Source organism: Ferrimonas marina, assembly GCF_900129905.1.
Lineage (GTDB): Bacteria > Pseudomonadota > Gammaproteobacteria > Enterobacterales > Shewanellaceae > Ferrimonas > Ferrimonas marina.
The window spans coordinates 588,178-612,364 of the sequence record NZ_FQXG01000001.1 but is presented as its reverse complement, the minus strand read 5'-3'; the positions used below and the strand labels follow the sequence as shown (position 1 = coordinate 612,364).

The following is a 24,187-nucleotide window of genomic DNA, read 5'->3' as shown; positions in this document are numbered from 1 at the left end:
ACAGGAGAAAGGGTAATGAAGAAGTTGATCACCCTGGTGTGCTTGCTGGCCCTGGCACTGCCGGGTTTGGCCGGGGACGACAAGCCGATACAGCATCTGGATCTGCCAGAGGTAACCACCGAGGCCGAAGCCCAGACCATCTTCCGCGACACCACCGCCGAGCTTAAGCAGAAACAACGTCTCGACTCCGCTGAGCTGCAGCAGATCCACCTGATCACCTATTCGCTGGAGCGCAGCGTGGCGTACTTCGTGACGCACAGTGAGGGTGAGCGCCAGGCCGAGGCTCGTGAATTAGCGGAGTTGGTGGAAGCGGTACACCTGTCGTCGGAAACCAATCAAAAAACGGCGACCGAGGACAACCTGGCGCGCTACTTCCAGGCGGCAGACCGGTTTGCCAAGGGATTTTGAGCCTGTTGCTGTCGGCCTTGCCCGGAATAACCGGTCGGTGACATCAGACAAAGGGGTAGGGCGATGAAAAGGAGCTTTCGCAGTGAGCTGGACCTGACCAGTCTGGTCAAGATCCTGGGGGTGTGTGGCTTTGGTACCGGCGCGGTGGTGGGGGCCGTCACCCTGTTGGCCATGGTGCTGCTGCACGCCAACGAATCTGGCATGGAGGAGCTGGTCGGGGCGCTGCTGATGCCGTTGACGGGGTTCTTCTATGGGGTGCTCAATGCCTTGATTGGCTATCCCTTCTATCGGTGGTGGTGCGCCCGGCGTCACGGCCAACGGGTGCAGGGGCTGTTTGTTGAGGTGGAACCGCCAGGGTCAGGCGGCCCCAACAAGGCCGACCCCTGATGCCCGCGCCGCTAGTCCTCCACCTTCTGGCCTGGGCCCATCGGTTTGACTCGTGTTGGCCTGACCCTGTTGTCGTTATCACGCCCACATCTGCGCCTAAGCCCCTACGTCCGCGCCTACGTCCACGCTCGCCTATGTTCCTATCCGCGACCGTCAGCCAGTCCGATCTGCGCGCCCGTCTCGATTGGCTCTCTGCTGCCATGCGACCCGGTTTGCCGCCGCTGTCAGCCGCAGGAACAAGGCCAATTACAACAGGTTGTGACTTTGATTTAGAGGCGTTGTGGTGTCGATGAAGCGATTTTGTTGTATCCCCTGAAGCGAATCCCTAGTATGACCGCCTTAGGTTGGTGAGATAGCCCTGCTGTTGGTCGGTTAAAGCCAATAGAAAGAGTCCCTTACCCTCGTCTTTTTGCATCGATTCATCGGTGCCCCTTGTCCATTCGGTACGCCCTATGGCTCCACTTAAAGTAGTGAGGAGTAGTTATGTCTGCCGAAGCCCAGTGCGCCCTGCCATCAGAGCACACTGAATCCCTGAACCGTCCGGTGTTTATCAGCGCCACCGCCATGCTGTTGGCATTGGTGTTGCTGGCGGTGAGCTTTCCCGATGGCGCCGCTGAGCAGTTTGCCCAGCTACAGGCCCATATCTTGGAAAAGGCCAGCTGGTTTTATGTCACCACGGTGGCGGTGATCCTGGTGGTGACCCTGTACCTGGGGGTCTCCCGCATTGGTGAGATCAAGCTGGGGCCGGATCATGCTGAACCGCAGTTTAATTCGGTGTCCTGGTTCGCCATGCTGTTTTCCGCCGGCATGGGCATCGGCTTGCTGTTCTTCGGCGTCTCCGAGCCGGTGATGCATTACCTCAACCCGCCCACCGGTGAGCCGGGTACCGTCGAGGCGGCCCGCGAGGCTCTGGTGCTGACCTTCTTCCACTGGGGGATCCACGGCTGGGCGATCTACGCCCTGGTGGCGCTTATGCTGGCGTTCTTCGCCTACCGTCATAACCTGCCACTGACCCTGCGCAGTGCATTGCATCCCCTGATTGGCGATCGGATCTACGGCCCTATCGGCCATGCGGTGGACACCTTCGCCATTGTCAGCACCATGTTCGGTGTCGCCACCTCGCTGGGTTACGGCGTATTGCAGGTCAATGCCGGCCTGAATCACCTGTTTGGTGTGCCGGTGGGACCGGGCATGCAGGTGTTGCTGGTGGTGCTGATCAGTGCGCTGGCAGCCATCTCTGTGGCCACCGGCCTGGAGCGGGGGATCCGTCGTCTGTCCGAGTTCAATATGCTGCTGGCGGTGGGACTGCTGCTGCTGGTGCTGTTCCTCGGGCCCACCTCCTGGTTGATGGAGGGCTTTGTCCATAACATCGGCAACTACCTGGCCACCCTGGTGGATAAGACCTTCAACCTCTACCTGTACGAGTCCAATGACTGGGTGGGTGGCTGGACCATGCTCTACTGGGGCTGGTGGTTGTCCTGGGCGCCGTTTGTCGGCATGTTCATCGCCCGTATCTCCCGTGGCCGCACCATCCGCGAGTTCGTGTTCGGGGTGCTGCTGGTGCCGGTGGGCTTCACCTGCTTCTGGATGTCGGTGTTTGGCAACAGCGCCATCGATCTGATCCTCAATCGCGACAGCGTGCAGTTGGCTGAAGTCGTAGAGCAGGACGTGGCCCTGGCGTTTTTCGCCTTCATCGAGCACTTCCCATTCAGTGGCCTGCTGTCCGCCATCGCCATCGTGATGATCGTGGTGTTCTTTGTCACCTCCGCCGACTCCGGTGCCATGGTGGTGAACATGCTCGCCAGTGGCGGGGAGGACAAGACCCCGTTATGGCAACGGGTGTTTTGGGCCGGTTTGATCGGCGTCATTGCCAGCGTGCTGCTCTATGCCGGTGGCCTGGCTTCGCTGCAGACCGCCACCATCGCCAGTGCATTGCCGTTCTCTGTCGCCCTGCTGCTCTGTACCTACGGTTTGCTGCGGGCCCTGCGGCTGGATGCCACCAAGCGTGAGGCCCTGAGTCAGTCTGCCACCATGGCCAGTGGCTCCGGACAGGGGCGCTGGGACACCCGGTTGCGCAACGCGGTGCGCTTCAGCCACGAAGGCCAGGTCGAAGGGTTCGTCGACAAGGTAGTGGCACCGGCCATGCGCAAGGTGGTGTGGTTGCTGCGTGAGGAGCAGATCGAGGCGCGGGTGGCGCGCAACCCGGACAAGGGCAGTGTCTGGCTGGAGGTGCTACACGGCGATGAGATCGACTTCTACTACGAGGTACGGCCACGGGCCCACAGTCAGCCTGACTTCGCCGGCGAAGAGGAGAGCGACGAATACTACCGGGCCGAGGTGCACCTGCGTGAGGGGGGCCAGGACTACGACATCATGGGCTGGACCCAGGAGCAGGTGCTCAATGATGTGGTAGAGCAGTACGAGAAGCACCTCCACTTCCTGCACATGGTGCGTTAGCCACAGACGAACCGCCTGTAGGCTAGAAAGACAAAGCCCCGCCGATTTGGCGGGGCTTTTTTGTGGCTCCTGGCAGTGCCTTAGCCAATAAAAACGGCCGCTCTGCTGAGCGGCCGTTGATAGGGCGTATTGCGCTTAGAAGTTGGCGCTGCGCGGTGCCCGCGGGAAGGGGATCACATCGCGGATGTTGGCCACACCGGTGACGTAGGAGACCAGGCGCTCAAAGCCCAGACCGAAGCCGGAGTGGGGGATGGTGCCGTAGCGACGCAGGTCGCGGTACCAGTACATCTCTTCCTTGGGCAGGCCCATCTCTTCCATACGCTGGTCGAGGATATCCAGACGCTCTTCACGCTGGGAGCCACCGATGATCTCACCGATGCCCGGGGCCAGAACGTCCATCGCCGCCACGGTCTTGCCGTCATCGTTCAGGCGCATGTAGAAGGCCTTGATGTCTTTCGGGTAGTTCTTCACCACCACCGGCGCCTTGAAGTGCTCCTCTGCCAGGAAGCGCTCGTGCTCGGAGGCCAGGTCGATACCCCATTCCACCGGGAACTCGAAGGTCTTGCCGCAGTTTTTCAGGATCTCGATGGCGTCGGTGTAATCCACCTGGGCGAAATCGGCCTTAACGAAATCTTCCAGACGCTGGATCACGGTCTTGTCAACGCGCTGGGCAAAGAACTCCAGGTCATCACGACGCTCTTCCAGTACCGCGTTGAAGCAGTACTTCAGCATCGCTTCGGCCAGCTTGGCGTTGTCTTCCAGATCGGCAAAAGCCACTTCCGGCTCAACCATCCAGAACTCCGCCAGGTGGCGGGAGGTGTTGGAGTTTTCGGCACGGAAGGTGGGGCCAAAGGTGTACACCTTGCTCATGGCGCAGGCGTAGGTCTCGGCGTTGAGCTGGCCGGACACGGTCAGGAAGGTCTCCTTGCCGAAGAAGTCCTGGTCGTAATCCACCTCGCCGTTCTCCAGCCGCGGCAGGTTGTTCATGTCCAGGGTGGAGACGCGGAACATCTCACCGGCACCCTCGGCATCGGAGGCGGTCAGGATCGGGGTGGAAACCCAGATGAAGCCCTGCTCGTGGTAGAAGCGGTGGATCGCCTGGGACAGGCAGTTACGCACTCGCATCACGGCACCGGTGATGTTGGTGCGCGGGCGCAGGTGGGCCACCTCGCGGAGGTACTCGATGGAGTGGCGCTTGGCCGCCATCGGGTAGGTGTCCGGATCCTCTACCCAGCCGATCACCTCGACGGCGCTGACCTTCATCTCGAAGGCCTGGCCCTTGCCAGGGGATTCGACCACTTCGCCGGTCATGGCAACGGAGCAGCCGGCGGTCAGGCGCAGCACTTCGTCGTTGTAATTGGGCAGCTCGTTGGGGACAACACCCTGGATCGGATCGAAACAGGAGCCGTCATACACGGCCAGGAAAGAGATGCCAGCTTTGGAATCGCGACGGGTGCGGATCCAGCCGCGCACGGTCACTTCGGAGCCGACTGCGTAATCGCCTTTGAGGACGTCAGCAATGGTTGCCAGGGTCATACTCGGAAATATCTCCAACGAGTCGAAAAATAAACAGTTTTTGGCTTTCGCCGGGAACCCGCCATCTTAACCCATAATGCCAGTTTCACAAGGGCTGCGTGGCCGGTTCCGGGTCACTATCAGGGGATTGGAAGCCACATTGGCGTTTGCTACGCCATCAGGGCCCGGCCGGGGCCTTGGCAAAGCCCAGGTGGCGCACCAACTGTTCTAGCATAGCCGCTGTGGCGCCCCAGACCTGATGGGGCATAAAGTAGACGCCGTGCTGGCTGTGTCGACGCTGGATCGGGTAGTGCCAACGCTGGTTGGCGGGCAGGAAGTCCGCAAGCGGGGCACGGAACAGCCGGGCCACCTCGCGCTCGGATAACACCGGGGTAAAGGGCTGGGTGATCAGGGCAACCTGGGGAAACACCCGGAAGCGGGTAATGGTATGAAACACCGGCAGTTCGCCCACCCGCTGGACGTGCTCCGGCGGCAGCCCGATCTCCTCCCAGGATTCACGTAGTGCGGTATGCCAGGGGGAAGCATCGTCCCGGTCGACCTTGCCGCCGGGGAAGGCGATCTGGCCGGCGTGGGTGGGCATCTGGGCGGTGCGCTCGGTCAACAGCAGCTGCAGCTGCCCCTCCACCTCTTCCAGCGCGATCAATACCGCGGCATCACGCAGTTGCGGGTGCTGACCCAGGTCCCGGGCGAGGGGATCCTCGGCCGGGGGACTCGGTGCCAGTTGGAAACGGGTGAGGAATTGCTGTTGATTCATGGCTCAATCGGGCTTGGGTTCCAGCCTTCAGCTTGCCAGAACCCGATGGCCAGCGACAGAGCCAGTCGGGAAGATCAGTGGTTCCAGGCCACCAGCTGGGCCCGATGCATTACCTCAGACACACTGCGGTTGGCGTTGACCGGCTGGTTGCAGGCCGCCGCCATACGCACCACCGACTCCTTGACCTGATTGCGGTTGGCCTCTTCGATAAAGGCGGTGTCGTACAGCTCCCACTGCAGTGGCTCCACCTCGTTTTCGTACAGCATTCCCAGGGTCGAGCGCATCTGCTCCGGGCTCTCGTTGGCCAGATCCTCAATCAACTGGTGACACTGGTAGGGGGCGGCCATCACGGATCCGCTGGCCAGAAACAGCATCAGTACCAAGAAATGGGGCAAACGCATGAAACACCTCCAGGGGTCGGTTAGGTTGAGCCATGGGCTCACCGGGGAAGCAGAACAGCCCCAGTGTACGTAACAGCTGGTTAACCAAAGCTGAACAATCCAGTCGTTTCCGATTGATTTGTCAGTAATCTGCAACTCAGCGTTAGCCAAATGCCGAGGCTGGAGCGGGGCTAATGCCATCCCGTGCCGTTCAGCGTGCGCTTTGCCCACGCCCAGTGACTCCGGCGGATCCGGCCTCGTCTCTACTATGTCGATATCAAATGCGAAAGCGTGAATCCCTGGCGATGGCGCTTGACGTCACAAACCCCGTCAATACAAGAGTTATTACTCTACCTATTCAGCGTTGGTCTATGAGATACCAATAAGATCAGTATTTTACCAATGGAGAGCTCAGTGCTTATTGTCTTTGCCCTGTTGACATGCTTTGTCCTTGGCTTCCTGTTTCGGTTGCAGCTACTGGAGCTATCCCGGGTCCATATTCGTCCCACCTTTGGCGCCTGGTGCAATGAGCCGGATACGTTGCCCTTTGTCAGCGTGGTGATCCCCGCCCGCAACGAGGAGCGCAACATCCGCCGGCTGCTGCGTTCGCTGGCGGCACAAACCTACCCGCGCAGTCGGTTCGAGGTGATCGTGGTGGACGACGGCTCTGAAGACCGCACCCGCGAGCGGGCCCTGGAGGTGGCAGAGTCCACCGCCGCCAACATCCGCTGCGTCCCAGGCCGACCGCTTCCTAAAGGCTGGTTTGGCAAGAGCAACGCCTGTCAGGTTGGCGCAGAGCAGGCCCAGGGCGACTACCTGTTCTTTGTCGATGCCGACACCGTCAGTGAGCCGGGGATGCTCAACGCCGTGGTTTCGTTTGCCGAGGAGCGCGACATCGATCTGCTCTCCTTCAATCCCAGGCAGCGGATGGTGTCCGTCGCTGAGAAGGTGCTGATGCCGGGTCTGTTCCTGGGGATCGCCTCCTTTATGCGCTTCAAGCAGTCCAACGATCCCCGCAGCGAAGAGGCGATCGCCAACGGCCAGGCGATGCTGTTTCGTCAGCAGGCGTACTGGGCAGTGGAGGGGCACACCGTGGTGGCCGGCGAGATCTCCGAGGATCTGGCCTTCGCCCGGGCCATGAAGCAGCGCGGTTTTCGCATCTTCTGGGCCTTTGCCGATGAGTTGATGAGCACCCGGATGTACTCCAGTGCAGGTGAGATCTGGCAGGGCTTCTCCAAGAATATGAACCGCATCATCGGCTGTGGATGCCGGACCCAGGCCGTGTGGCTGTTGACGCGTTCGCTGGTGTTGGCCTGGTCGCCGCCGCTGATGCTGATAGCCGCCCTGTGGCTGTCCTGGAATGGTCATGACGTTGCCAACGCCTTGCTGATCATTGCCCTGGGTTTGGCGTTGGTGGTGCTGGTGGCAGGGGGTCTGCTGCTGCGCACGCTGCAGGTACCGCTTCGTTACGTCTGGGCGATCCCGTTTGGCCTGACGCTGCAGGGGATGCTCACCCTCAACGCCTTTCGCCTGGCCAGCAAGCGGGCGTTCACCTGGAAGGGGCGTACCCTGGAGGATGTATGAAGCATGCCACCGTTATCGTTCTGCTGCTGGCCATGATGACGCCGTCGCTGGCCAGTGGCGAACCGCTGGAGTCGGGTTGGCACAAGGCCCGGGAGCGAAAGGGGATCCAGGTCTATCGACGCCCCGCAGCAGACAGTGCCTTTAAGGAGTTTTTGGCGGTGGCGGTGCTGCCCGCTTCGGTGGACCAGGTTCTGACGGTATTGCAAGACGTCGAGATCGGCGTGGAGTGGGTGGAGAACGTCGAGCAGATGCAGCTGGTGGAGCAGCTCGATACCAACCGAAGCATTACCTACACCTACAGCGAGGCCCCTTGGCCGGTGTCCGACCGGGATGCGGTGGTGCTCAACCACTACAAGGTGGATGCCACCAGTGGTGTGGTGCGGCTGGAGCAGCAAGGCGTGCCTGATGCGCTGCCCGAGGTGGCCGGGGCGGTGCGAGTGCCTCGGCTGGAAAGCCTTTGGGTGCTGACCCCGCTGGGCCCGGAGCAAACCCAGGTGCGCTACCAGGTGTTGACCGATCCCGGCGGCCATCTGCCAGCATGGCTGATCAACCAGGTGACGGTCTCCCAGCCCTATCGCACCCTGCTGGGTCTGCGCAGCCAGCTGACCCGGTAAGGGTCCTGTAGCGGTCAGTGTCGCATCCATTGTGATCGAACAAGAAAACGCGCCGTGCGGATAACCGCAACGGCGCGTTGGCTTTGACTGGCCGGCTTAGCTGTCCCAGACCGCCATCTGGGCCCGGTGCATCACCTCAACCACGCTGCGCTCGGCATTGATCGGCTGATTGCAGGCCAGCGCCATGCGCACAAAGGACTCTTTGACCTGGTCACGGTTGGCCTCTTCGATAAAGGCGGTGTCGTACAGGTCCCACTGCATCGGCTCTACCTCCCTCTCATACAGTGCGCCCAGGTTGGCACGCAGCTGGGCCGGCTCCTGCTGCGCCAGATCGTCGATCAACTGCTGACACTGATAGGGGCTGGCCAGGGCTGAGCCGCTGGCAAGCACCAGCAGGATGGCGAGAAAGTGGGGTAAGCGCATCAAGACCTCCTGGGGTTGGGGAACACCGTATTGGTTGAGGCCTAGGTTACGAGTGCGGTGGAAAATCATCCACTTAACACTCGATTAACCTGTGTTAAAGAGTCCTGATGCTGTACTGACTTGGCAAAACCCCATCCGGCCAGGCTACTGGCCCTGGCGGATCCGGGCCAGCTCCCGCAACAACCAGTCGGCGCTGGGCTCCTTGTCCTGATCAGGGCATTGGATCTGGTAGTCGCGGCCGGTAAAGCTGCTCTCGGTGCCGGCGTGCTCGATAAACTGCTCGGCGGTCAGCTCGTGGCCCTTGCCCTGGATGTAGTTGTACTTGCGCTCCAGGTGGGAGCGAGCCTTCTCCCCCTTGTAGGCCTTGCCGTTGCGGATGAACTGGCAGGGCGAGCGCTCGACGTATTCCAGCAGCTGCTGGATCTCCTGTTTGTTGGCGTCGGTGCTGGTATCGGCGCTGACGTCTGCCCTGGCCAGGGCAGGGCTGGCCAGCAGGCCCAGCAGAGCCAGGCAGGCCAGCGCTCCACGCAGTGACGGCATAGGGGCAGGGTGCGCCTGTTGAGGTTTGGCCATGGCGTTCTCTCTTCGTGCTATTCAGGGCTCAGTCTATCGCAATGGCGCTGGCTTCGCGGCCCAGTTGCTGTGGGGTATGGCCAAAGTAGCGCTTGAACTCCCGGCTGAACTGGGTCGGGCTCTCGTAGCCAACCTGGGCGGCCGCCTGCTTCACCTTGACCCCCTGGTCTATCAGCAACTCCCGGGCCCGGGTCAGGCGCAGCTTCTTCAGGTACTGCAGCGGTGAAGAGGCCGTCAGTTGGCGAAAGTTGCGGTGAAAGCTGGAGGCACTCATGTTGGCCATCTGCGCCAGTTGGTCGACATCCATCGGCTGTTCAAAGTGGTTGTGCAGATGTTTGAGGGTGCGCTCCATCCGGGCCAGATGGGTGTTTTGCATCGCCAGGGCAAACAGCGAACCGCTCTCATCGGCTTGCAGCAGTCGGAACATCAACTCCCGCAACAGCGCATCGCCCAGGGCATCAGCCTGCAAAGGGGAGTGCAGGCAGCTGACCAGCCGTTCCAGCAGGGTGCGCAGATCCGGGTTGAGGGTATTGACGTACAACGCCTTGCTCTCGCCCAGCTGGCCTGAGCCTTGGGGCAGTTGACGGTGCTCGCCAAACAGCCGCACCAGCTCATTCAGCACCCCGGCATCAAAGTGGATCATCAATGAGAGCATCGGCTCCCCCGGCGTCACCAGGGTTTCGCACTCCGCCGGCAGCGGCAGGGTCAACACCAGGTAGTTGTCCGGGTGGTAGTCAAACGCTTGCTGCTCCAGGAACACGCGCTTGCGGCCCTGCAGCACGAAAATCACCCCTTGGCTGTAGCACAAAGGGATCTTGGCCTGTGCCGCACTGGTTTTATAGACGCCAACGCCGGGTAAGCGGGTGGGGTTGTAGCCCTCCTGCGTGGCCAACTGCTCAGCCTGCTGGATCAGGGTATCGGTCATGCTGCTTCCTCACTGATGAATGGGTTCAGGGTACCGCCGCGACCGAACCTAAGGCAAAGGCTTTGGGCGGGTTTGGGCAAGAGTGAGAGAAATAGGCAGGCTTTTGGCGTTAATGTGCCTTTTTAAATTTTCTGGTGAGCGTAAATTGATAGCCATCAACGGATGTGGAGACCCACCATGCAAAACTTCGATTATCGTAACCCCACCCATATCGTGTTTGGCCAGGATCGTCTGGCTGAGCTGAACAACCTGGTACCAGCCGATGCCAAGGTGCTGGTGCTCTATGGCGGCGGCAGTGTGAAGCGTTTCGGCACCCTGGACAAGGTATTGGCCGGTCTGGGCGAGCGCCAGGTGGTGGAGTTCGGTGGCATCGAGCCCAACCCCCAGTTCGACACCCTGATGAAGGCGGTCGAGATGGTGCGTGCCGAGAAGATCGACTTCCTGCTGGCCGTGGGCGGTGGCTCCGTCATGGACGGCACCAAATTCATCGCCGCCGCAGCGCCTTACCAGGGCGATGAGGCCAGCCTGCTGAAGCACGGCTTTGCACCGCCGCCGATCGACGGTGCGCTGCCGCTGGGCACCGTGGCCACCTTGCCGGCCACCGGTTCCGAGATGAACATGGGCGCCGTGGTGTCCTACCAGGGCGGTAAGTTCCCGGTGATGCACCCGCTGCTGTTCCCGCAGTTCTCCTTCCTGGATCCAAGCCTGACCTTCTCCCTGCCCAAGGTGCAGGTGGCCAACGGTGTGGTGGATGCCTTTGTTCATACCCTGGAGCAGTACGTGACCTTCCCGGCCAACGGTCACATCCAGGATCGTACCGCCGAGGGGATCCTCAAGACCCTGATTGAGGTGGGCCCGCAGACCCTGGCGGAGCCGGAAAACTACGAGGCCCGGGCCACCCTGGTATGGAGTGCCACCTGTGCCCTGAACGGCTTTATCGGTGTCGGTGTACCCCAGGACTGGACCACCCACATGATTGGCCATGAGCTGACCGCGCTGTTTGGTATCGATCACGGCCAGAGCCTGGCGATCATCCAGCCCAGCGTGTGGAAGCTGCGCAAGACCGAGAAGCGCGAGAAGCTGCTGCAGTATGCCGAGCGCGTCTGGGACATCACCGAAGGGGATGAGGACCAACGCATCGACCAGGCTATTGCCAAGACCCGTGACTTCTTCGAGTCGCTGGGGGTGAAGACCCGCCTGTCCGAGTACGGTGTTGAGCGTGGTGGGATCGACAAGGTGGTTCAGGCACTGGAAGCCCACGGCATGGTGGCGCTGTCTGAGCGGGGCGATCTGGACCTGTCGGTCAGTCGCGCCATCCTGGAAGACGCCTACGCGTAACCCCGTATATACCTATCCCCCGATTAGGCATAACAAAGCCCGGCACCTGCCGGGCTTTTTGCGTTACGGGGTATTCCGCACCAGGCGAACGAAGTTGTAGTAGCGCTCGCCGCCTTCCGCCGCTGGCCCTCCCTCGTACTTAGTATCGAAGCGGACCACCCCGGCACCGTGCAGGTCTTCGCCCTCGTTGTTTACCGCCGTGCCGAAAGCGACGTACCAAGCATAAGCGTAGGCCGGATCCTCCGGGCTGAAATAGGCACTGGTGCTGGACCAGAAGTAGGGGTAGTCCTCTGGGTATAGGGTGGTGTTTGAGGGCAGTACCGTGATGGTAAAGTAGCGGCGATCGATGGCCGGCCCCTGGTCTTCGCCAAAGCTGGCTGAGGGGGCATATCGATAGTCGACGATGCTTTGTAGCTCCTTGATGTTGGGCAGACGCCAGTCATTGTGGCCGGCGAGAGCTGAGTCCTTTGTGAACATTAAGGCCATCTGCCAGTCCATGCCATAACCGCTGTCCTGCTGCGCCCACATCAAGCCGGTAGCACGGTCGGTCACCGTGCCGTCGCCATTATCGACGAAGTCATTGACCCCATAGACTTCGCCCCGCACGGCGCGCACCCGCTTAGCCATCGGGCCTTCGATGGCGGCAGGGTAGGCCTTGATATGGCCGGTACTGTGATTGATGCCAAACGCGGCTTCGCTGCCGCCTTCCATTGTGTTGCCGACGTACTCTTCAGTCCAAAACTGCTCATCCTTACCCCCATGCTCCTGGGCTAATGCAAACACCTCCGAGTCCAGGTAGGGCCAGCCGTGTGAAAAATCGCTGATGGAGAACAGCTCTTTGTTGGATGGAAGACGCCAGTCGTCATAGCCACCAAGAGAAAGCGATTCGACGTACTCTTGTGCTTGCTGGTAGCTCATCCCCTCGGCCGCGGGAACCTGTTGCCATGTCAGGCCGGTCAGCGCATCGATGACGGTTCCGTCACCGTTGTCCTTGAGTTCAAAGTCATTGCCACCAAACTGACTATCCTGGCCGTAGTTGTGATCCTCCACACCCGGGCACTCAATCGTCATGCCATCGATGTCGCTGCAATGCTGCTGTCCGGTTGCTACCAGAGGGTATGCCAATACCTGCGAGGTATCAGCGGTGTCCTGGTCGACAAGGTTGCTGTCTGAGATCTTGCACCCGCTTATCAGCAGGGTCAGTAGTAACAGGTAAGGTTGCTGGAGGTAGGCACGGCGCTTTGCGGTAAAGGACATGATATTTCCCTCTGAAAATCAGGATGGGGCCAATTATCTGGCAGCACTGTGCAGAGAGTGTGCAAGGAACAAGGAGATGATGAGGGGGCTTGGTATATCAGTAGGGGCCTTGGCTACCTTGAAGCGTAGTGTCGCTATCCTCAACCTAAGGGGCGTTTCAATGAGGCCCTGGCCAAACTGCGCAACAATCGATGGCGGAAGCAGTGGCAATGATTATCGGGAGGAATGCGCACATTATGAGCCTCGCATCAAAGCTAATTCTTGCCTTCGTAGGTGTCACACTGGTGGTGCTCAGCGCCACCTTGCTGCTGGCTCGCTGGAGTTTCGAGCGGGGCTTTCTTGAGTATGTCGATGCCGTACAGCAGAGTCGGTTGGAGCAGGTAGCTCAGGAGCTTGCCGAGAGGTTCCAGCAGGATGGGGGGTGGCAGCAGGTTGACTCGGTGGTCTTGGCGCGGTTGCTGCGTGGTCCGGTTACGGAGCTGCCTCCCCCTCCTCGTGGCGATCATCCCCCCCTTGGCCATGCAGGCCCACCGCCTCATCAACACCAGGTACAGGGAACCTGGTTGATTGATCATCAGGGCCAGTTGGTGGCTGGTCAGCCAACAGACAGCCTTAAGGCGCCAATAACGGCTGGGGTCTGGGTACAGGATCAGGAGGTCGGTCGACTAAACAGCGCACCTCGGCAGGCTTTGGAATCGCCACAGGAGACAGCTTTTTCACGTCAGCAATTCAGCACCAGTGTTTTGATTGCCCTGTTTTCTCTTGGCTTAGCGCTACTTGTGTCGACTCAGCTTACCCGTCGTTTGCTGGCGCCGGTTAGGCGTATGGCCAGCGGCGTGCATGCCATGACTCAGGGCGAGTTCCAGTATCGGCTGGCAGAGCCTCGGCGTGATGAGCTGGGGGCATTGATGGCGGATCTTGATCATTTGGCTGAGACACTCGAGCAGGGGAGATCGGCCCGTCAGCGCTGGTTAGCGAGTATCTCCCATGAACTCCGTACTCCGACGACAATTCTGACCGGCGAACTGGAGGCTATCCGGGATGGCATACGCCCGTTGGACCTAGAGCAGATCGATTCCATGGCGGCAGAGGTGGCAAGGCTGAGACGTCTGATCGACGATCTCTATCAGCTGTCCTTATCCGATGTTGGAGGGCTGCGTTATCAGTTTGCACCCCTGGACCTGGCGGAACTGGTTAAACAACGAATAGCCAGTTTTGATGAGGCCGCCAAGCAGGCCGGGGTCGCTATTGCGCTGACCTTGCCTGAGTCGGTGCCATTACATGGTGATGCCACCCGATTGCAGCAGCTGGTCGATAACCTGATCAGCAACTCGTTAGCCTACACCGACCCGCCTGGTCGGTTGCAGGTCAGCCTGAGCGTGCGGTCGAAGCAAGCGGTGCTGGTGTTTGCTGACAGTTCGCCAGGCGCCACTGAGGATGAGTGTCAGCAATTGTTCGAGCCACTGTATCGGCTAGAGCCCTCCCGAAGTCGAAGGGCAGGTGGCGCGGGCCTGGGTTTAGCGATCTGCCACAATATCGTTGTCGCTCATCGAGGCTGGATCCGCGCTGAGCCGGCCTCCTTGGGGGGACTTGCTATCTCTGTTTCTTTGCCCATCAGGTGAGCCATGAGTGAACGTCCAATATTGATCGTTGAGGATGAAGAAAAAATCGCTAACCTTCTGGCTGATTACCTGGCCCAGGCAGGTTTCCGAAGCCGTGTGCTACTTGAGGGGACTGAAGCGGTTGAGGTTGTGCAGACAGAACGGCCCGCACTGGTGATCCTCGATCTGATGTTGCCCGGTAAAGACGGCTTGGCCATCTGCCGTGAGGTGCGCCAGTTTTCTCAGGTTCCGATCCTGATGTTGACCGCACGAGTGGATGAGATAGACCGATTGCTGGGGCTGGAGTTGGGGGCTGATGATTACGTCTGTAAACCGTTTCTCCCCCGTGAGGTAGTGGCACGGGTTAAGTCGATACTGCGTCGAATATCTGTGGGAGCGGTGGCAGCGGGCCAGGCCGGCGAACGGAGCTACTGCGAATTGAGCCTGTCTGAGCAGAATCACCAATGCCGGGTGCGGGATGAACCGTTACCGCTGACACCAGTTGAATTTCGTCTTCTGGCAACCTTAATGGAGCAGCCAGGCCGGGTATTTTCGCGTGAAGTACTGATGCAACGCTGCTACCCAGATGATCGCATCGTCAGCGATCGTACCATCGACAGTCACGTCAAAAACCTGCGTCGGAAGATTGCAGATCAAATCCCAGGGGAGGAGCGGATACACTCCATCTATGGAGTTGGCTATAAGCTGGAATAACAGTTGGGACTATCTGCGGAGTTTCTCCACATTCTCTTCAACCTGCCTGCGCAATGGGGCTGGATACTGAGCTTCGTCAATCAACGAGCGAGGTACATTCCATGAATAGCCAACGTCTTCCCGCCCTCTACGCCGGCATGCTGGCACTGTTGCTGTCCGCCGCTGCCCTGGCCAATGGTCCCCAACAAAGCGGAGAGCGCCGCGGGCCGCCGCAAGAGGCGGTGGAAGCCTGCGCCGATAAACAGGTTGAGGATACTTGCGAATTTTCTGGCCGTCGTGGCGAGAGCGTAACGGGCAGCTGCGCCGCCTCTGAGCAACAAAGTGACGCACCACTGGCCTGCAAGCCGGACAGTGCCCCGGAAGGCGGGCGTCAACGCTAAGACTCCACCGGAGTATCGAGCCCTCGCTGAGAGACAGCGGGGGCTTTATGGTATGCGTCTTCGTCGAACTTGAGCGTGAGGGAGTAGTGCGCCTTGAGCTCACCGTTTCCTACCAGCTCGACGGCAGTGAGCTTGGCCACATGCAGCATCAGCTTGGCGACATTGCGATTGAGCGCCAGGTAGTAGGCAGTCCAGTGGCTGAGCCCCAACTCCAAGCAGGTCTTACGCAGCTGCTTGGCCAGCAGGGTGCCAACACCACGGTGCTGCCAGGCATCGGCCACGGTGATGGCGATCTCCCCTTGGCTGGGGCAATTGGGGTCACGAATGCAGCGGCATACTCCGATCCCTTGCTCCGACTCGGCGTCGGTGTGCATCACCAGGGCGATGTGATCTACCTGGTCGCACCGGGTGAAGAAGCTCAACTCGTTGTCAGTGAGCAGGCCGCGATGACCGTGAAAGCGCAAGAAGCGGCTGTGGGCACTCAACGCCGCCATCCCCTGTTGCAGTGCAGGAGCGTCGCTGGGCCGGATCGGGCGGATCACCACCGGCGTGCCTTCGGGCAAGGTCAGCTTCAGAGGTAGGGTCAAGGTGTGTCTCCTTCGCTTGGGGACACCTTTATGCTGACCCTAGGCGTTAGAATCTGCACCCTAAACCCTGGCTTTGTTGAGCTGGATCGGGGTCCCTCGCTTTAAACCTGGTGAGGACAGCGTTGGCTGAGGCTGCGGTGATAAGGGCAGGGCTTTGCCGTTACTGAGCTTGGGTGCTGGTATTGCTTGCCGAGCTGGATTTGGCGTCGCTGGTCGATTCGGGAGGGGTATCGAGGGACTCAATGCCGTCAGGCAGTCGGCCCTCGGCGATATCGATGATCTGTGAGCGGTTCATGGTGATCTTGTAGCGGGCGAACTGGGCCGGTTGGCGGTTCTCCCGCAGCATCAGCACCAGGTTTATCTGGTAGCGGCGCTCCACCGAATCGCTGCTGACCTTGCCGTCGGACTCCTTGTAGATCTTGGACCGGCCCCGCTCCAGGTAGCGGGCAAAGGGCGCCAGGCTGAAGTTGATCTGCTCCTGGATGGTGGAGTAACCGGCGAGGAACTCCCGTTGGGTCACCTGGGTGTTGATGCCATAGTGGAGGATCTCCGCATCCACCCGGTTCTGGCTATGTCGGCGGCGGAGGATGGTGTTGATGGCATCGGGCAGGTCGCTGCTGGGGAGATAATCGGACCAAATCAGCTGGCGGCCGATGATGGCGCCGCTGGTGGTGTCCCGCAAAATGCGGCTCCAGCGCGGTCGACCCTTGCGCAGCCAGCGCCACAGGGCGTTACGCAGATCGTCCTTGAAGATCTCGCGAAAGGCGTAGATCACCGCCAGGGTCAGCACCAGTGCCAGGGTCACGCCACTTAAGAACCCCTGGGCCTGAATAATGAGGGAGGAGACGATCAGCATGATCAGGCCGGTGGTAAGCCCGGTAGCAAACTTCTTCAAGCCTACGCCCAGGGTCTTGAGCTCCTCCTTAAGCACCACGCCTCGTTGCAGCAGGCGGCGCAGTAGCAACATCTTGTTGGAGATCCGGTTGGGATCCCCCTGGGTCTGCTCCGAGTTGTAGGAGCGCTGGTCCCGGTAGGCGCTTTCGGCCCGGCACAGCTGTAGAGTCTGCTCGATCACCTCGCCATGCTCATTGCTGCGCGGTGCATGGGACAACAGCTTCAACAAGCGCTGCTCGCAAAACCAGGAGAGGTAGTTGTCGGCGTTGTCGAAGTAGTGCTTCCACTTGGGCTCGCTGGGCTCGTTACGGCGGAACTTCTTCAGCAGTTGGGTGACGATGTCGCACAGCTCGGACAGGGCAGGGTAGAACTGTTCCGGATCTTTCTGCTGCGCCAGTTCCTTGCTGTCGGTCTCGATGGCGATGGCAAACTGGTAGGCAAACAGGTTGAGGTAGAGGCGAAACTCCTGAACCGTGCGCTTGTTGAGGCTGACAAAGCGGCCCTGCACCAGCGGCAGGTGCAGCCCCGAGGAGTAGTAGGAGCGGCGCCCGACCACCGAGCTATGGCAATATTCGCCGGCCTCCAGGCTCTGCGGGTTGACCCCCATGTCCTTGGGTAGCATGAAGTAGAGATCAAGCCGGCGATCATCGCCGTTCTTCAACTGGTGCAGGACCTTCAGCGACAGCGACTCTTCCTGTCTTACCACAACCTTTGACACCGAACCCTTGTCCTCCCACACCCAGCTGAACACCAAGGCTAGATTGTAGCACTTTGTGTTCTTTGGCTTTTATGCCATTTCACCGAGGCTAGGCCGGCGCATTATCCCGCTGTCGCCCTAGGGAGTGACCCAGTAATCCACGTCCTGCTGGCGGATAAAGGCCTCGGCCTGGTCGCCGTGCAGCAACGCCAGGGTAGCGAGCAGACCGGCGTGCAGGCAGCTGTCTCCCGCCACGGTGAGCTGACGCGGCCCGCCATGGGTGGCCCAGCCGGTCTTAGGGTTGAGGATGTGGCTGTAGCGGATGCCGTTGTGTACCAGGCAACGGTGGGTGTCGCCACTGGTGGCCAGGGCCCCCTGAGCCAAGGCGATGGGGCCGGGCAGCTCTGATGTGATTGCCGGAGTGTCGGCAATGCCGATCTGCCAGGGGTTTCCCCGGGGCCGGGATAGGGCGATGTCACCGCCGAAGTTAACCAGCACCGGGGTGGTGGGGGAGCGCTGGGCCAGCAGGGCCGCGCAGCGATCCACCGCGTACTCCTTGCCGATGCCGCCAAAATCCAGCTCCATGCCATCCGGCAGCACCACCTGTTGCTGGTTGAATCGAACTCTGTGCCAGCCGATCCGGCTCAGGCATTTCGAAATCTCGGCTTGGCTTGGTGGCATCGCGCCGGGCTCAAAGCGCCAGATTCGGCGCAGCACGCCGGAGGTCAGGTCAAACAGGCCGTCACTGAGCTGGTAACAGCGATCAGCAAAGCTCAGCAGCCGGTAGGCTTCGGCATCGATCGCCACTGGCCGGCCCCGGCTTTGGTTGATTTGCTGGCACAGGCTGTCGTCGCGGTAGCGGCTGAACTTGGCCTCGAACGCCCAGGTGTGTTGAGCGGCCAGGGTTAACAGGGATTTGGCCAGCGCCGGATCCCGGGTATCCATCAGCAATTCGCAGGGGCTGGCCATCGCCTGGAAGCGGCCGACGAAGTGGTTGGCGTGCTGGGTAAGCACAAGGGCGCTGATCCTGTCTGTCATGTCAGAACCGGTAGCTGAGCTGAACAATCCAGGCACTGAGCGCGGGATAGAGCTCCAGTGACTGGAGCTGGCCCGGCCCGCCGGGGCCACTGGGCTGCTGGCGATAGTAGGCCACCCGGATATCTGCCTGGCGCTGTTGGCTCAACGGGATGCCGTACTTGAGCCCCAGGGTGTAGGTGTCCATGTCCGCCAGGCGGTAATCGGCGCTGGCGTAGTCTGGCAAAGGCTCACCACGGCGCAGGAAGGGGCGGTAAAACTCGGCGGCGGTCTGGCGGTAGAGGCGCAGTTGCGGCTCGATAAAGTGGCCGTTGGCCAGGCGCAGGTTGTAGCGCAGATCCAGGGTGTGGGAGTCGATGCCCCAGTCGTCGGTCATAAAGCGGTAGCTGGCATCCAGCACCGGGCCACCGAGACGCTCACTGAGGTGCGCCTTGGCCTGGGCAAACAGGGCGTGTTTGCTGCGCCGGTCCGGGCGACGCTCGTAGCGCTGCACCAAGGCGGTACCGGTGTCGTCGATCTCGCTGACAAACTTGAAGGGATCGGTCTGGTAGCCAGAGACTTGGGCATAGCTGTAGTTCAGTTGCATCACCAGTGCCGGGTTGATCACCTGGGTCAGGCCCAGGGTTAGCTCCGCGGTGGTCTTGGTGTCGCTGCCGGCCCCGCGGGTCTGGTCAAAGGCCTGGCGAAACGCCTCTTCGCTGTCGTAATCCGCCCGCAGCGCCATGGCACTGAAGGGCACCGGGATGTCGCCCTCGGGTTCGATGGTGTCGTAGAACACACTGGCTCCAAAGCGAAGCGCGGTGTTGTTGCGATCAAAATAGCGGGTAGCGCCGCCATACAGGCCGAGGGAGAGGTAGTCGTACTCCTTGGAGAGATGGCCGCCCAGGTCATATTCCCACTCTATGCTGATGGGCTCGGCCCAGCCGATATTGAGCTGCAAGCGGGTGTCCTTGAAGGTGTCATCCAGCGGGGTCTGACCCGGTGCCACCTGGTATTCGCCGTTGCCGGAGGGACGGGTGAAGGTTTGCACCTGGTCTTGCGGTACCGCCCCGGTGGCCGAGGCGCCGGTGAGGCTGTCGAGGGTGGCAGCCAGGCTCAGGGTTTGCTGGTCGCCATTGGTGCGCTGGGCCTGCACCGTGCCCTCCCAGGCGGTGACCCGGTCACCATCTTCGCCGTAGTAGAGCAGGGCGGTGTTGACCTGCCATTGGGACAGATCCTCAAACCAGTCGGACAAGCCCGCTTGCCCAGCGGGGCTGACCAGCGCCGAGCTGGCGGCGGCCAGTGCCGCACTGATGTTGCCCAGCTGCGGCTTTAGTTGCACCCGCAGCCCCCACCGGCACTGCCACGACCGCCGGTACTGGCCTCTTTGCTGAAGTAGATATGATCATCAAAGCCCTTATCCAGGGCGTCCGCCTCCAGCGCCATTCGCGGGTCCGACAGCCTGGCCCGCTCCCAGGGCTCTACCCCTAAGCTGCTGCAGCCAGTAGTCACCACCAGCAATCCCGACAGGGTGATGGCACGCCAAATCGTCATAGGCCAGCTCCTTTTCAGGGCAGGTAGCCCTCAATCTCATCAAACAGCGCCTGGGTTTGGCTTTTGCGAAAGCCGATGTGGCGCTCGAGGATCTCACCGTTACGGATCAGATAGCTGGTGGGCATGCCCGGCACCGCGTAAGCCTCGGCAATGGCCCCTTCCGGGTCGTAGTGCAGGGTGAAATCCGCCGGGTACTTGGCCAGGAAGGGTTCGGCGTCCGCCGGTTCGACGTCGACGTTCACCGCCACCACGGTCAGCCCCTTGTCCTCGAACTTGGCCTTGAGCTCATTCATAAAGGGGAAACTGTGTCGGCACGGACCGCACCAGCTGGCCCAGAAATCCAGGTATACCAACCGCTCTTGGGACAGCTCATGCACCGTGGTGTCGAGCTCGGTGATGGCGAAATCGGGGGCTGGCTCGGCAGCCAGCATCAGCGGGGTGAGCAGCAGGGCGGCCAGGGCGCCACGCAGTGGGTTTTGCACGGGGATCTCCTTTCATCGCGTCAATGGGCATCCCGCCCAGTCCAGTTCATGGTATCAGGCTTGGGCCGGGATGTGACTCTCTACGAAAGCAGACCGGCAAACAGACCAAAGGCTTCGGCCGGTGATGAACTTGGTGGAGGGCTGGGGCTACAGCAGCGGCAGGATGCGGCTGAGCTTGTCGAAACACTCCTGGTACTCGGCGGTACCGACGGAGTCGGCGACGATGCCACCGCCGGCCCAGCAGTGGATCCAGCCGGACTTTGCCACCAGGGTGCGAATGGTAATGGAGGTGTCCATGGTGCCGTTCTGGCTGAGGTAGCCGATGCTGCCGCAGTAGAGGCTGCGGCGATGGGGCTCCAGCTCCTCGATGATCTCCATGGCGCGGATCTTCGGGGCGCCGGTGATGGAGCCACCGGGGAAGGCAGCGCGCAGCAGATCCAGGGCGCTAGCGCCCTCGGCCAGCTCACTGGTGACGGTGGAGACCAGGTGATGCACCGCCGGGAAGCTCTCGATGGCGAACAGGTGCGGCACCTGCACGCTGCCGGGGGCCGCCATCCGGCCCAGATCGTTGCGCAGCAGATCCACGATCATCAGGTTCTCGGCCCGATCCTTATCGGAGCGGGCCAGCGCCCGGGCGGCTTCAACGTCCTTGGCGGGATCGGCATGGCGTGGCCGGGTGCCCTTGATCGGCTTGGTTTGTACCTGCCGGCCCTTCACCTGGATAAAGCGCTCCGGCGACAGCGACAGCAGGGCTGCCTCCGGCAAGCGGATAAAGGCGGAGAAGGGGGCGGCATTCTCACAGCGCAGCGCCAGGTAGGCCTGCCACTCGTCGCCCTGGTAGGCACTGGAGAAGCGTTGGGTCAGGTTGATCTGGTAGCAGTCGCCGCTGCGAAGATAGGCCTGTACCCGGTCGAAGCGTTCGAGGTACTGGGCCTCGGTTAGCTGATGTTGCCATTGACCCTGGCGCTGAAACGGCTCTGCTTCGGTGACACGCTGCTGTTGCAGCCACTGCCAGCGGGCCTGCCACTGGGCTTCATCACCCCGCACCAGCAGGGATACCGCGTCCGCTTGCCCCTGTTTGCGCCGGTCCACCAGCAACGCCCAGTCATAGAGCCCTACCGCCATCTCCGGCAGGGCGATGTCGTCCTCCGCCTGCTGTGGCAGACGCTCAAAGCGGCGGCCCAGGTCGTAGCTGAAATGGCCCATGGCGCCACCGGTGAAGGGCAGCTGTGACCCGTCCCTGTCCAGTGGGCCCAGCAGCGCTTGCTGGGTTTGCGCCAACAGCTCGAGGGGATCCTCAAAGCGGTACTGGCTCTGGCCTTGATGGGTCACCTGGGTCTCTTCACCCCGGGTCACCAGGGTGGCGATGGGATCTGCCACCAGGATGTCATAACCCGCATCCGGGTGGGGTGCTGCCGCCCCTTCGCCGGCGGAGTCCAATAGCATCGACCAGGGCAGCGCGGCCAGCGGCGCGAACAGCGCCAGGGCGCAGGGCAGTTCCGTGGGCAGTTGCAGGGCATTCAGGTCAATGGGTCTATGGATCAGGGACATGCAAGGGGCAGTGACAGGGATTCTTGGCCGGCGAGGATAGCACAGGGCAGCGATAAGGGGTTAGGCCAGCACCGGTTATCGCCAGAACAAGGCGTCAAAGCGCCGTGCCGGCGAACGGGGAGTGGGCCGCATCGACAGGGTCGCTCAGTGGCGCGCCAAAGCCCGCTGCCGCCGGGTTGTACACGCTGTCGCCAGTTAAACCGGCAGCTTCCAAATAAGCCTGTGATTTGTGACTGAAAAATGTAGAGTGTGTAACGCAAGTGTTGCGCGCATGGCGGGATGTATAAAACGCATCCCGGTGGTGCCATCCGATGGTTCGGGGAACCGTTTTTTTAACCTGCCTGTTGGCAGTTCAAGGAAGTCAGAACGCATGAACAGTATGAAGTTAAGGACCAAGCTCCTGTTGGGGTTTGCCATCCCCGTTGTCGCCATCCTCAGCATCACCCTCGCCGTATACACCAGCCTCAATGCCCTGCTTACCGCCAACCAATGGGTCGACCATACCCATAAGGTGATCGGCGAAGGCAGGAACCTGCAGATCGCCATGATCGATATGGAAACCGGGATGCGCGGTTACCTGGTGGCGGGGGAGGAAGCCTTTCTTGAGCCCTACTGTTCCGGTCATGCCCTGTTTGATAAGACCCTGTCGGCGCTGAAAACCACGGTCAGTGACAACCCGCCCCAGGTGGCGCGACTGAACGACTTGGGGTTGCTGAAGCAGCGCTGGGTTGAGCAGGCGGCGGAGGTGAAGATCGCCGCCCGGCGTAATGCCCAGGGCGACCAGATCAGCCTCAATGGCTTTGCCAGCAACACTAACATCTACCTGGGTAAGAACCAGATGGACAACATCCGGGTCAAGATCGCCGAGTTTATCGAGGTGGAGCGCAAGCTGATTGGTGTGCGCACCTCGGAGGCGGAGTCCATCGCCCGGCAGACCATACTGTTCTCCATCGGTGGTGCGCTGCTCTCTGTCCTGATTGTTAGCCTGTTTGGCGGCTTGATCATGCGCCAGATCAGCCAGCAGGTGGGCGGTGAGCCGGTGGCCCTGGCCCAGATCACCCGCCGGGTGGCGGATGGCGATCTCACCGTCGCCCTGGATGAGCGTGGCAGTGGGATCTACGCTGCGACCCGGGACATGACGGAGCGGCTGCGGGAGATGATTGCCCGCACTGCCCAGTCGGCCACCTCGCAGGCGGCCGCCTCGGAGGAGCTGGCGGCCATCGCCGAGCAAACCAGCCAGAGCGTGTCCCAGCAACACCGCTCCACCGATCAGGTGGCGGTGGCGATTGATCAGCTGCGCACCACAGCGCAAGAGGTGGCCAGCAACACGGTGGAGGCGGCGTCCTATGCCAATAACGCCAGTGTGCTGGTGGAGCAGGGCAATGCCAAGGTGGAGACCACCGCCAACCGCATCCAGGACCTGTCCGAAACCATGACCAGCTCCGCCGCCACCATCGTTTCGCTGGCGGAGGAGGCGGAGCGGATCTCCACCATCCTCGATGTGATCCGCGGTATCGCTGACCAAACCAACCTGTTGGCGCTCAACGCCGCCATCGAGGCGGCCCGGGCGGGCGAGCAGGGCCGAGGCTTTGCCGTGGTGGCGGACGAGGTGCGCTCGCTGGCCCACAATACCCAGAACTCCACCGCCGAGATCGAGAAGATGATCCTGTCGGTTCAGGGCAGTGCCCGGGAGTCGGCCCAGAGCATGCAGGCGGGCCAGAGCCAGGCCTCGCTGATCGTCGAGGAGACCATGGCGATGCGAAGCGCCCTGGCGGAGATCAAGGACTCGGTGCAGCAGATCACCCAGATGACCACCCAGATCGCCACCGCCGCGGAGCAGCAGAGCGTGACGGTTGGCGAGGTGAGTCAGCGTACCGAGGAGATCAAGGCACAATCGGAGCAGACCGGCATGTCCGCCAAGCAGATCGCCGCTGCGACCGAAGATCTCTCCCGATTGTCGGTGCAGCTGAACCAGGAGATCAACCAGTTCAAGATGTGAGGCACACGGCCACCTGGCAAAGAGGCGCCCCACAAACTCGGTTTGACCCATAAAAACAGGCGCCCAAGGGCGCCTGTT

At 61.2% G+C, this 24,187-nt stretch carries 24 protein-coding genes; 10 read left to right on the top strand and 14 right to left on the bottom strand.

The window, feature by feature from the left end:
• The first annotated feature begins 15 nt into the window (after positions 1 to 15).
• The 3 genes from BUC04_RS02830 (at position 16) to BUC04_RS02820 (ending at position 3,252) form a co-directional block, all read left to right on the top strand.
• A complete protein-coding gene (locus tag BUC04_RS02830; protein ID WP_067658361.1) occupies positions 16 to 408 on the top strand; it encodes a DUF6746 family protein in 393 nt (130 codons plus the stop codon).
• 63 nt (positions 409 to 471) lie between these two features.
• A complete protein-coding gene (locus BUC04_RS02825; RefSeq protein WP_067658358.1) occupies positions 472 to 795 on the top strand; it encodes a hypothetical protein in 324 nt (107 codons plus the stop codon).
• A 483-nt stretch (positions 796 to 1,278) separates the two neighbouring features.
• A complete protein-coding gene (locus BUC04_RS02820) occupies positions 1,279 to 3,252 on the top strand; it encodes a BCCT family transporter (protein WP_067658355.1) in 1,974 nt (657 codons plus the stop codon).
• 135 nt (positions 3,253 to 3,387) lie between these two features.
• Here BUC04_RS02820 and asnS read toward each other — a convergent pair whose 3' ends face one another.
• The 3 genes from asnS to BUC04_RS02805 form a co-directional block, all read right to left on the bottom strand.
• On the bottom strand, positions 3,388 to 4,788 hold the full coding sequence (asnS, locus tag BUC04_RS02815) for an asparagine--tRNA ligase (RefSeq protein ID WP_067658352.1): 1,401 nt from the start codon (positions 4,786 to 4,788) through the stop codon (positions 3,388 to 3,390).
• Between the two features lie 157 nt (positions 4,789 to 4,945).
• Complete coding sequence (locus BUC04_RS02810) at positions 4,946 to 5,542, bottom strand: CoA pyrophosphatase (RefSeq protein ID WP_067658349.1); 597 nt, start codon at positions 5,540 to 5,542, stop codon at positions 4,946 to 4,948.
• A 74-nt stretch (positions 5,543 to 5,616) separates the two neighbouring features.
• Complete coding sequence (locus BUC04_RS02805) at positions 5,617 to 5,943, bottom strand: hypothetical protein (protein ID WP_067658346.1); 327 nt, start codon at positions 5,941 to 5,943, stop codon at positions 5,617 to 5,619.
• 393 nt (positions 5,944 to 6,336) lie between these two features.
• Here BUC04_RS02805 and BUC04_RS02800 point away from each other — a divergent pair, with 393 nt between their 5' ends.
• Together BUC04_RS02800 and BUC04_RS02795 are read left to right on the top strand one after the other, a co-directional pair.
• Positions 6,337 to 7,506, top strand: a complete 1,170-nt coding sequence (locus BUC04_RS02800; RefSeq protein WP_067658343.1) for a glycosyltransferase family 2 protein — start codon at positions 6,337 to 6,339, stop codon at positions 7,504 to 7,506.
• Positions 7,503 to 8,120: an START domain-containing protein gene (locus tag BUC04_RS02795; protein ID WP_067658340.1), complete on the top strand. Its 618-nt coding sequence runs from the start codon at positions 7,503 to 7,505 to the stop codon at positions 8,118 to 8,120. The genes BUC04_RS02800 and BUC04_RS02795 overlap by 4 nt, the downstream gene beginning before the upstream one ends.
• A gap of 96 nt (positions 8,121 to 8,216) precedes the next feature.
• Here BUC04_RS02795 and BUC04_RS02790 read toward each other — a convergent pair whose 3' ends face one another.
• The 3 genes from BUC04_RS02790 to BUC04_RS02780 all read right to left on the bottom strand — a co-directional run bounded on the left by BUC04_RS02790 (position 8,217) and on the right by BUC04_RS02780 (position 10,041).
• The gene (locus BUC04_RS02790; RefSeq protein ID WP_067658337.1) at positions 8,217 to 8,543 is read right to left on the bottom strand and encodes a hypothetical protein; all 327 of its coding nucleotides are present in this window, start codon (positions 8,541 to 8,543) and stop codon (positions 8,217 to 8,219) included.
• Between the two features lie 144 nt (positions 8,544 to 8,687).
• Entirely contained in the window at positions 8,688 to 9,116 is a 429-nt protein-coding gene (locus BUC04_RS02785) for a YfeK family protein (protein ID WP_159437649.1), read from the bottom strand.
• A 28-nt stretch (positions 9,117 to 9,144) separates the two neighbouring features.
• Positions 9,145 to 10,041 carry an AraC family transcriptional regulator gene (locus BUC04_RS02780; RefSeq protein ID WP_067658334.1) on the bottom strand — a complete coding sequence of 299 codons (897 nt, stop codon included), beginning with the start codon at positions 10,039 to 10,041 and terminating at the stop codon, positions 9,145 to 9,147.
• A gap of 177 nt (positions 10,042 to 10,218) precedes the next feature.
• Here BUC04_RS02780 and BUC04_RS02775 point away from each other — a divergent pair, with 177 nt between their 5' ends.
• The gene (locus tag BUC04_RS02775; protein ID WP_067658331.1) at positions 10,219 to 11,379 is read left to right on the top strand and encodes an iron-containing alcohol dehydrogenase; all 1,161 of its coding nucleotides are present in this window, start codon (positions 10,219 to 10,221) and stop codon (positions 11,377 to 11,379) included.
• 63 nt (positions 11,380 to 11,442) lie between these two features.
• Here the strand turns inward: BUC04_RS02775 and BUC04_RS02770 are convergent, their stop codons facing one another.
• Positions 11,443 to 12,636, bottom strand: a complete 1,194-nt coding sequence (locus BUC04_RS02770; RefSeq protein ID WP_067658328.1) for an Lcl C-terminal domain-containing protein — start codon at positions 12,634 to 12,636, stop codon at positions 11,443 to 11,445.
• Positions 12,637 to 12,827: 191 nt separating this feature from the next.
• On the opposite strand from BUC04_RS02770, the gene BUC04_RS02765 reads away from it, so the two are divergent.
• From BUC04_RS02765 to BUC04_RS02755, 3 genes are all read left to right on the top strand, one after another.
• Positions 12,828 to 14,258, top strand: coding sequence for an ATP-binding protein (locus BUC04_RS02765; protein WP_082766618.1), 1,431 nt, complete (start codon positions 12,828 to 12,830; stop codon positions 14,256 to 14,258).
• 3 nt (positions 14,259 to 14,261) lie between these two features.
• Positions 14,262 to 14,951, top strand: a complete 690-nt coding sequence (locus tag BUC04_RS02760; RefSeq protein WP_067658325.1) for a response regulator — start codon at positions 14,262 to 14,264, stop codon at positions 14,949 to 14,951.
• Between the two features lie 101 nt (positions 14,952 to 15,052).
• Entirely contained in the window at positions 15,053 to 15,331 is a 279-nt protein-coding gene (locus tag BUC04_RS02755; RefSeq protein ID WP_143165509.1) for a hypothetical protein, read from the top strand.
• Here the strand turns inward: BUC04_RS02755 and BUC04_RS02750 are convergent.
• From BUC04_RS02750 to pabB, 7 genes are all read right to left on the bottom strand, one after another.
• The gene (locus BUC04_RS02750) at positions 15,328 to 15,918 is read right to left on the bottom strand and encodes a GNAT family N-acetyltransferase (protein ID WP_067658319.1); all 591 of its coding nucleotides are present in this window, start codon (positions 15,916 to 15,918) and stop codon (positions 15,328 to 15,330) included. The genes BUC04_RS02755 and BUC04_RS02750 overlap by 4 nt on opposite strands.
• A 160-nt stretch (positions 15,919 to 16,078) precedes the next feature.
• Positions 16,079 to 17,530: a hypothetical protein gene (locus tag BUC04_RS02745; protein WP_067658811.1), complete on the bottom strand. Its 1,452-nt coding sequence runs from the start codon at positions 17,528 to 17,530 to the stop codon at positions 16,079 to 16,081.
• Positions 17,531 to 17,647: 117 nt separating this feature from the next.
• Complete coding sequence (locus BUC04_RS02740) at positions 17,648 to 18,547, bottom strand: FAD:protein FMN transferase (RefSeq protein ID WP_073325545.1); 900 nt, start codon at positions 18,545 to 18,547, stop codon at positions 17,648 to 17,650.
• 1 nt (position 18,548) lies between these two features.
• Entirely contained in the window at positions 18,549 to 19,865 is a 1,317-nt protein-coding gene (locus tag BUC04_RS02735) for a DUF3570 domain-containing protein (RefSeq protein ID WP_067658316.1), read from the bottom strand.
• Positions 19,856 to 20,077 carry a DUF4266 domain-containing protein gene (locus BUC04_RS02730; protein WP_082766617.1) on the bottom strand — a complete coding sequence of 74 codons (222 nt, stop codon included), beginning with the start codon at positions 20,075 to 20,077 and terminating at the stop codon, positions 19,856 to 19,858. The genes BUC04_RS02735 and BUC04_RS02730 overlap by 10 nt, the downstream gene beginning before the upstream one ends.
• Before the next feature lie 14 nt (positions 20,078 to 20,091).
• On the bottom strand, positions 20,092 to 20,559 hold the full coding sequence (locus BUC04_RS02725; RefSeq protein WP_067658313.1) for a TlpA disulfide reductase family protein: 468 nt from the start codon (positions 20,557 to 20,559) through the stop codon (positions 20,092 to 20,094).
• Between the two features lie 147 nt (positions 20,560 to 20,706).
• On the bottom strand, positions 20,707 to 22,110 hold the full coding sequence (gene pabB / locus BUC04_RS02720) for an aminodeoxychorismate synthase component I (protein ID WP_082766616.1): 1,404 nt from the start codon (positions 22,108 to 22,110) through the stop codon (positions 20,707 to 20,709).
• 370 nt (positions 22,111 to 22,480) lie between these two features.
• Here pabB and BUC04_RS02715 point away from each other — a divergent pair, with 370 nt between their 5' ends.
• Positions 22,481 to 24,109 carry a methyl-accepting chemotaxis protein gene (locus BUC04_RS02715; protein WP_067658310.1) on the top strand — a complete coding sequence of 543 codons (1,629 nt, stop codon included), beginning with the start codon at positions 22,481 to 22,483 and terminating at the stop codon, positions 24,107 to 24,109.
• The last annotated feature ends 78 nt before the right edge of the window (positions 24,110 to 24,187 follow it).

Coding starts and splice junctions, on each gene's coding strand:
- BUC04_RS02830 (WP_067658361.1), top strand. CDS start 16: ATGAAGAAGTTGATCACCCTGGTGTGCTTGCTGGCCCTGGCACTGCCG.
- BUC04_RS02825 (WP_067658358.1), top strand. CDS start 472: ATGAAAAGGAGCTTTCGCAGTGAGCTGGACCTGACCAGTCTGGTCAAG.
- BUC04_RS02820 (WP_067658355.1), top strand. CDS start 1,279: ATGTCTGCCGAAGCCCAGTGCGCCCTGCCATCAGAGCACACTGAATCC.
- asnS (WP_067658352.1), bottom strand. CDS start 4,788: ATGACCCTGGCAACCATTGCTGACGTCCTCAAAGGCGATTACGCAGTC.
- BUC04_RS02810 (WP_067658349.1), bottom strand. CDS start 5,542: ATGAATCAACAGCAATTCCTCACCCGTTTCCAACTGGCACCGAGTCCC.
- BUC04_RS02805 (WP_067658346.1), bottom strand. CDS start 5,943: ATGCGTTTGCCCCATTTCTTGGTACTGATGCTGTTTCTGGCCAGCGGA.
- BUC04_RS02795 (WP_067658340.1), top strand. CDS start 7,503: ATGAAGCATGCCACCGTTATCGTTCTGCTGCTGGCCATGATGACGCCG.
- BUC04_RS02790 (WP_067658337.1), bottom strand. CDS start 8,543: ATGCGCTTACCCCACTTTCTCGCCATCCTGCTGGTGCTTGCCAGCGGC.
- BUC04_RS02785 (WP_159437649.1), bottom strand. CDS start 9,116: ATGGCCAAACCTCAACAGGCGCACCCTGCCCCTATGCCGTCACTGCGT.
- BUC04_RS02780 (WP_067658334.1), bottom strand. CDS start 10,041: ATGACCGATACCCTGATCCAGCAGGCTGAGCAGTTGGCCACGCAGGAG.
- BUC04_RS02775 (WP_067658331.1), top strand. CDS start 10,219: ATGCAAAACTTCGATTATCGTAACCCCACCCATATCGTGTTTGGCCAG.
- BUC04_RS02770 (WP_067658328.1), bottom strand. CDS start 12,636: ATGTCCTTTACCGCAAAGCGCCGTGCCTACCTCCAGCAACCTTACCTG.
- BUC04_RS02765 (WP_082766618.1), top strand. CDS start 12,828: ATGGCGGAAGCAGTGGCAATGATTATCGGGAGGAATGCGCACATTATG.
- BUC04_RS02760 (WP_067658325.1), top strand. CDS start 14,262: ATGAGTGAACGTCCAATATTGATCGTTGAGGATGAAGAAAAAATCGCT.
- BUC04_RS02755 (WP_143165509.1), top strand. CDS start 15,053: ATGAATAGCCAACGTCTTCCCGCCCTCTACGCCGGCATGCTGGCACTG.
- BUC04_RS02740 (WP_073325545.1), bottom strand. CDS start 18,547: ATGACAGACAGGATCAGCGCCCTTGTGCTTACCCAGCACGCCAACCAC.
- BUC04_RS02730 (WP_082766617.1), bottom strand. CDS start 20,077: ATGACGATTTGGCGTGCCATCACCCTGTCGGGATTGCTGGTGGTGACT.
- pabB (WP_082766616.1), bottom strand. CDS start 22,110: ATGTCCCTGATCCATAGACCCATTGACCTGAATGCCCTGCAACTGCCC.
- BUC04_RS02715 (WP_067658310.1), top strand. CDS start 22,481: ATGAACAGTATGAAGTTAAGGACCAAGCTCCTGTTGGGGTTTGCCATC.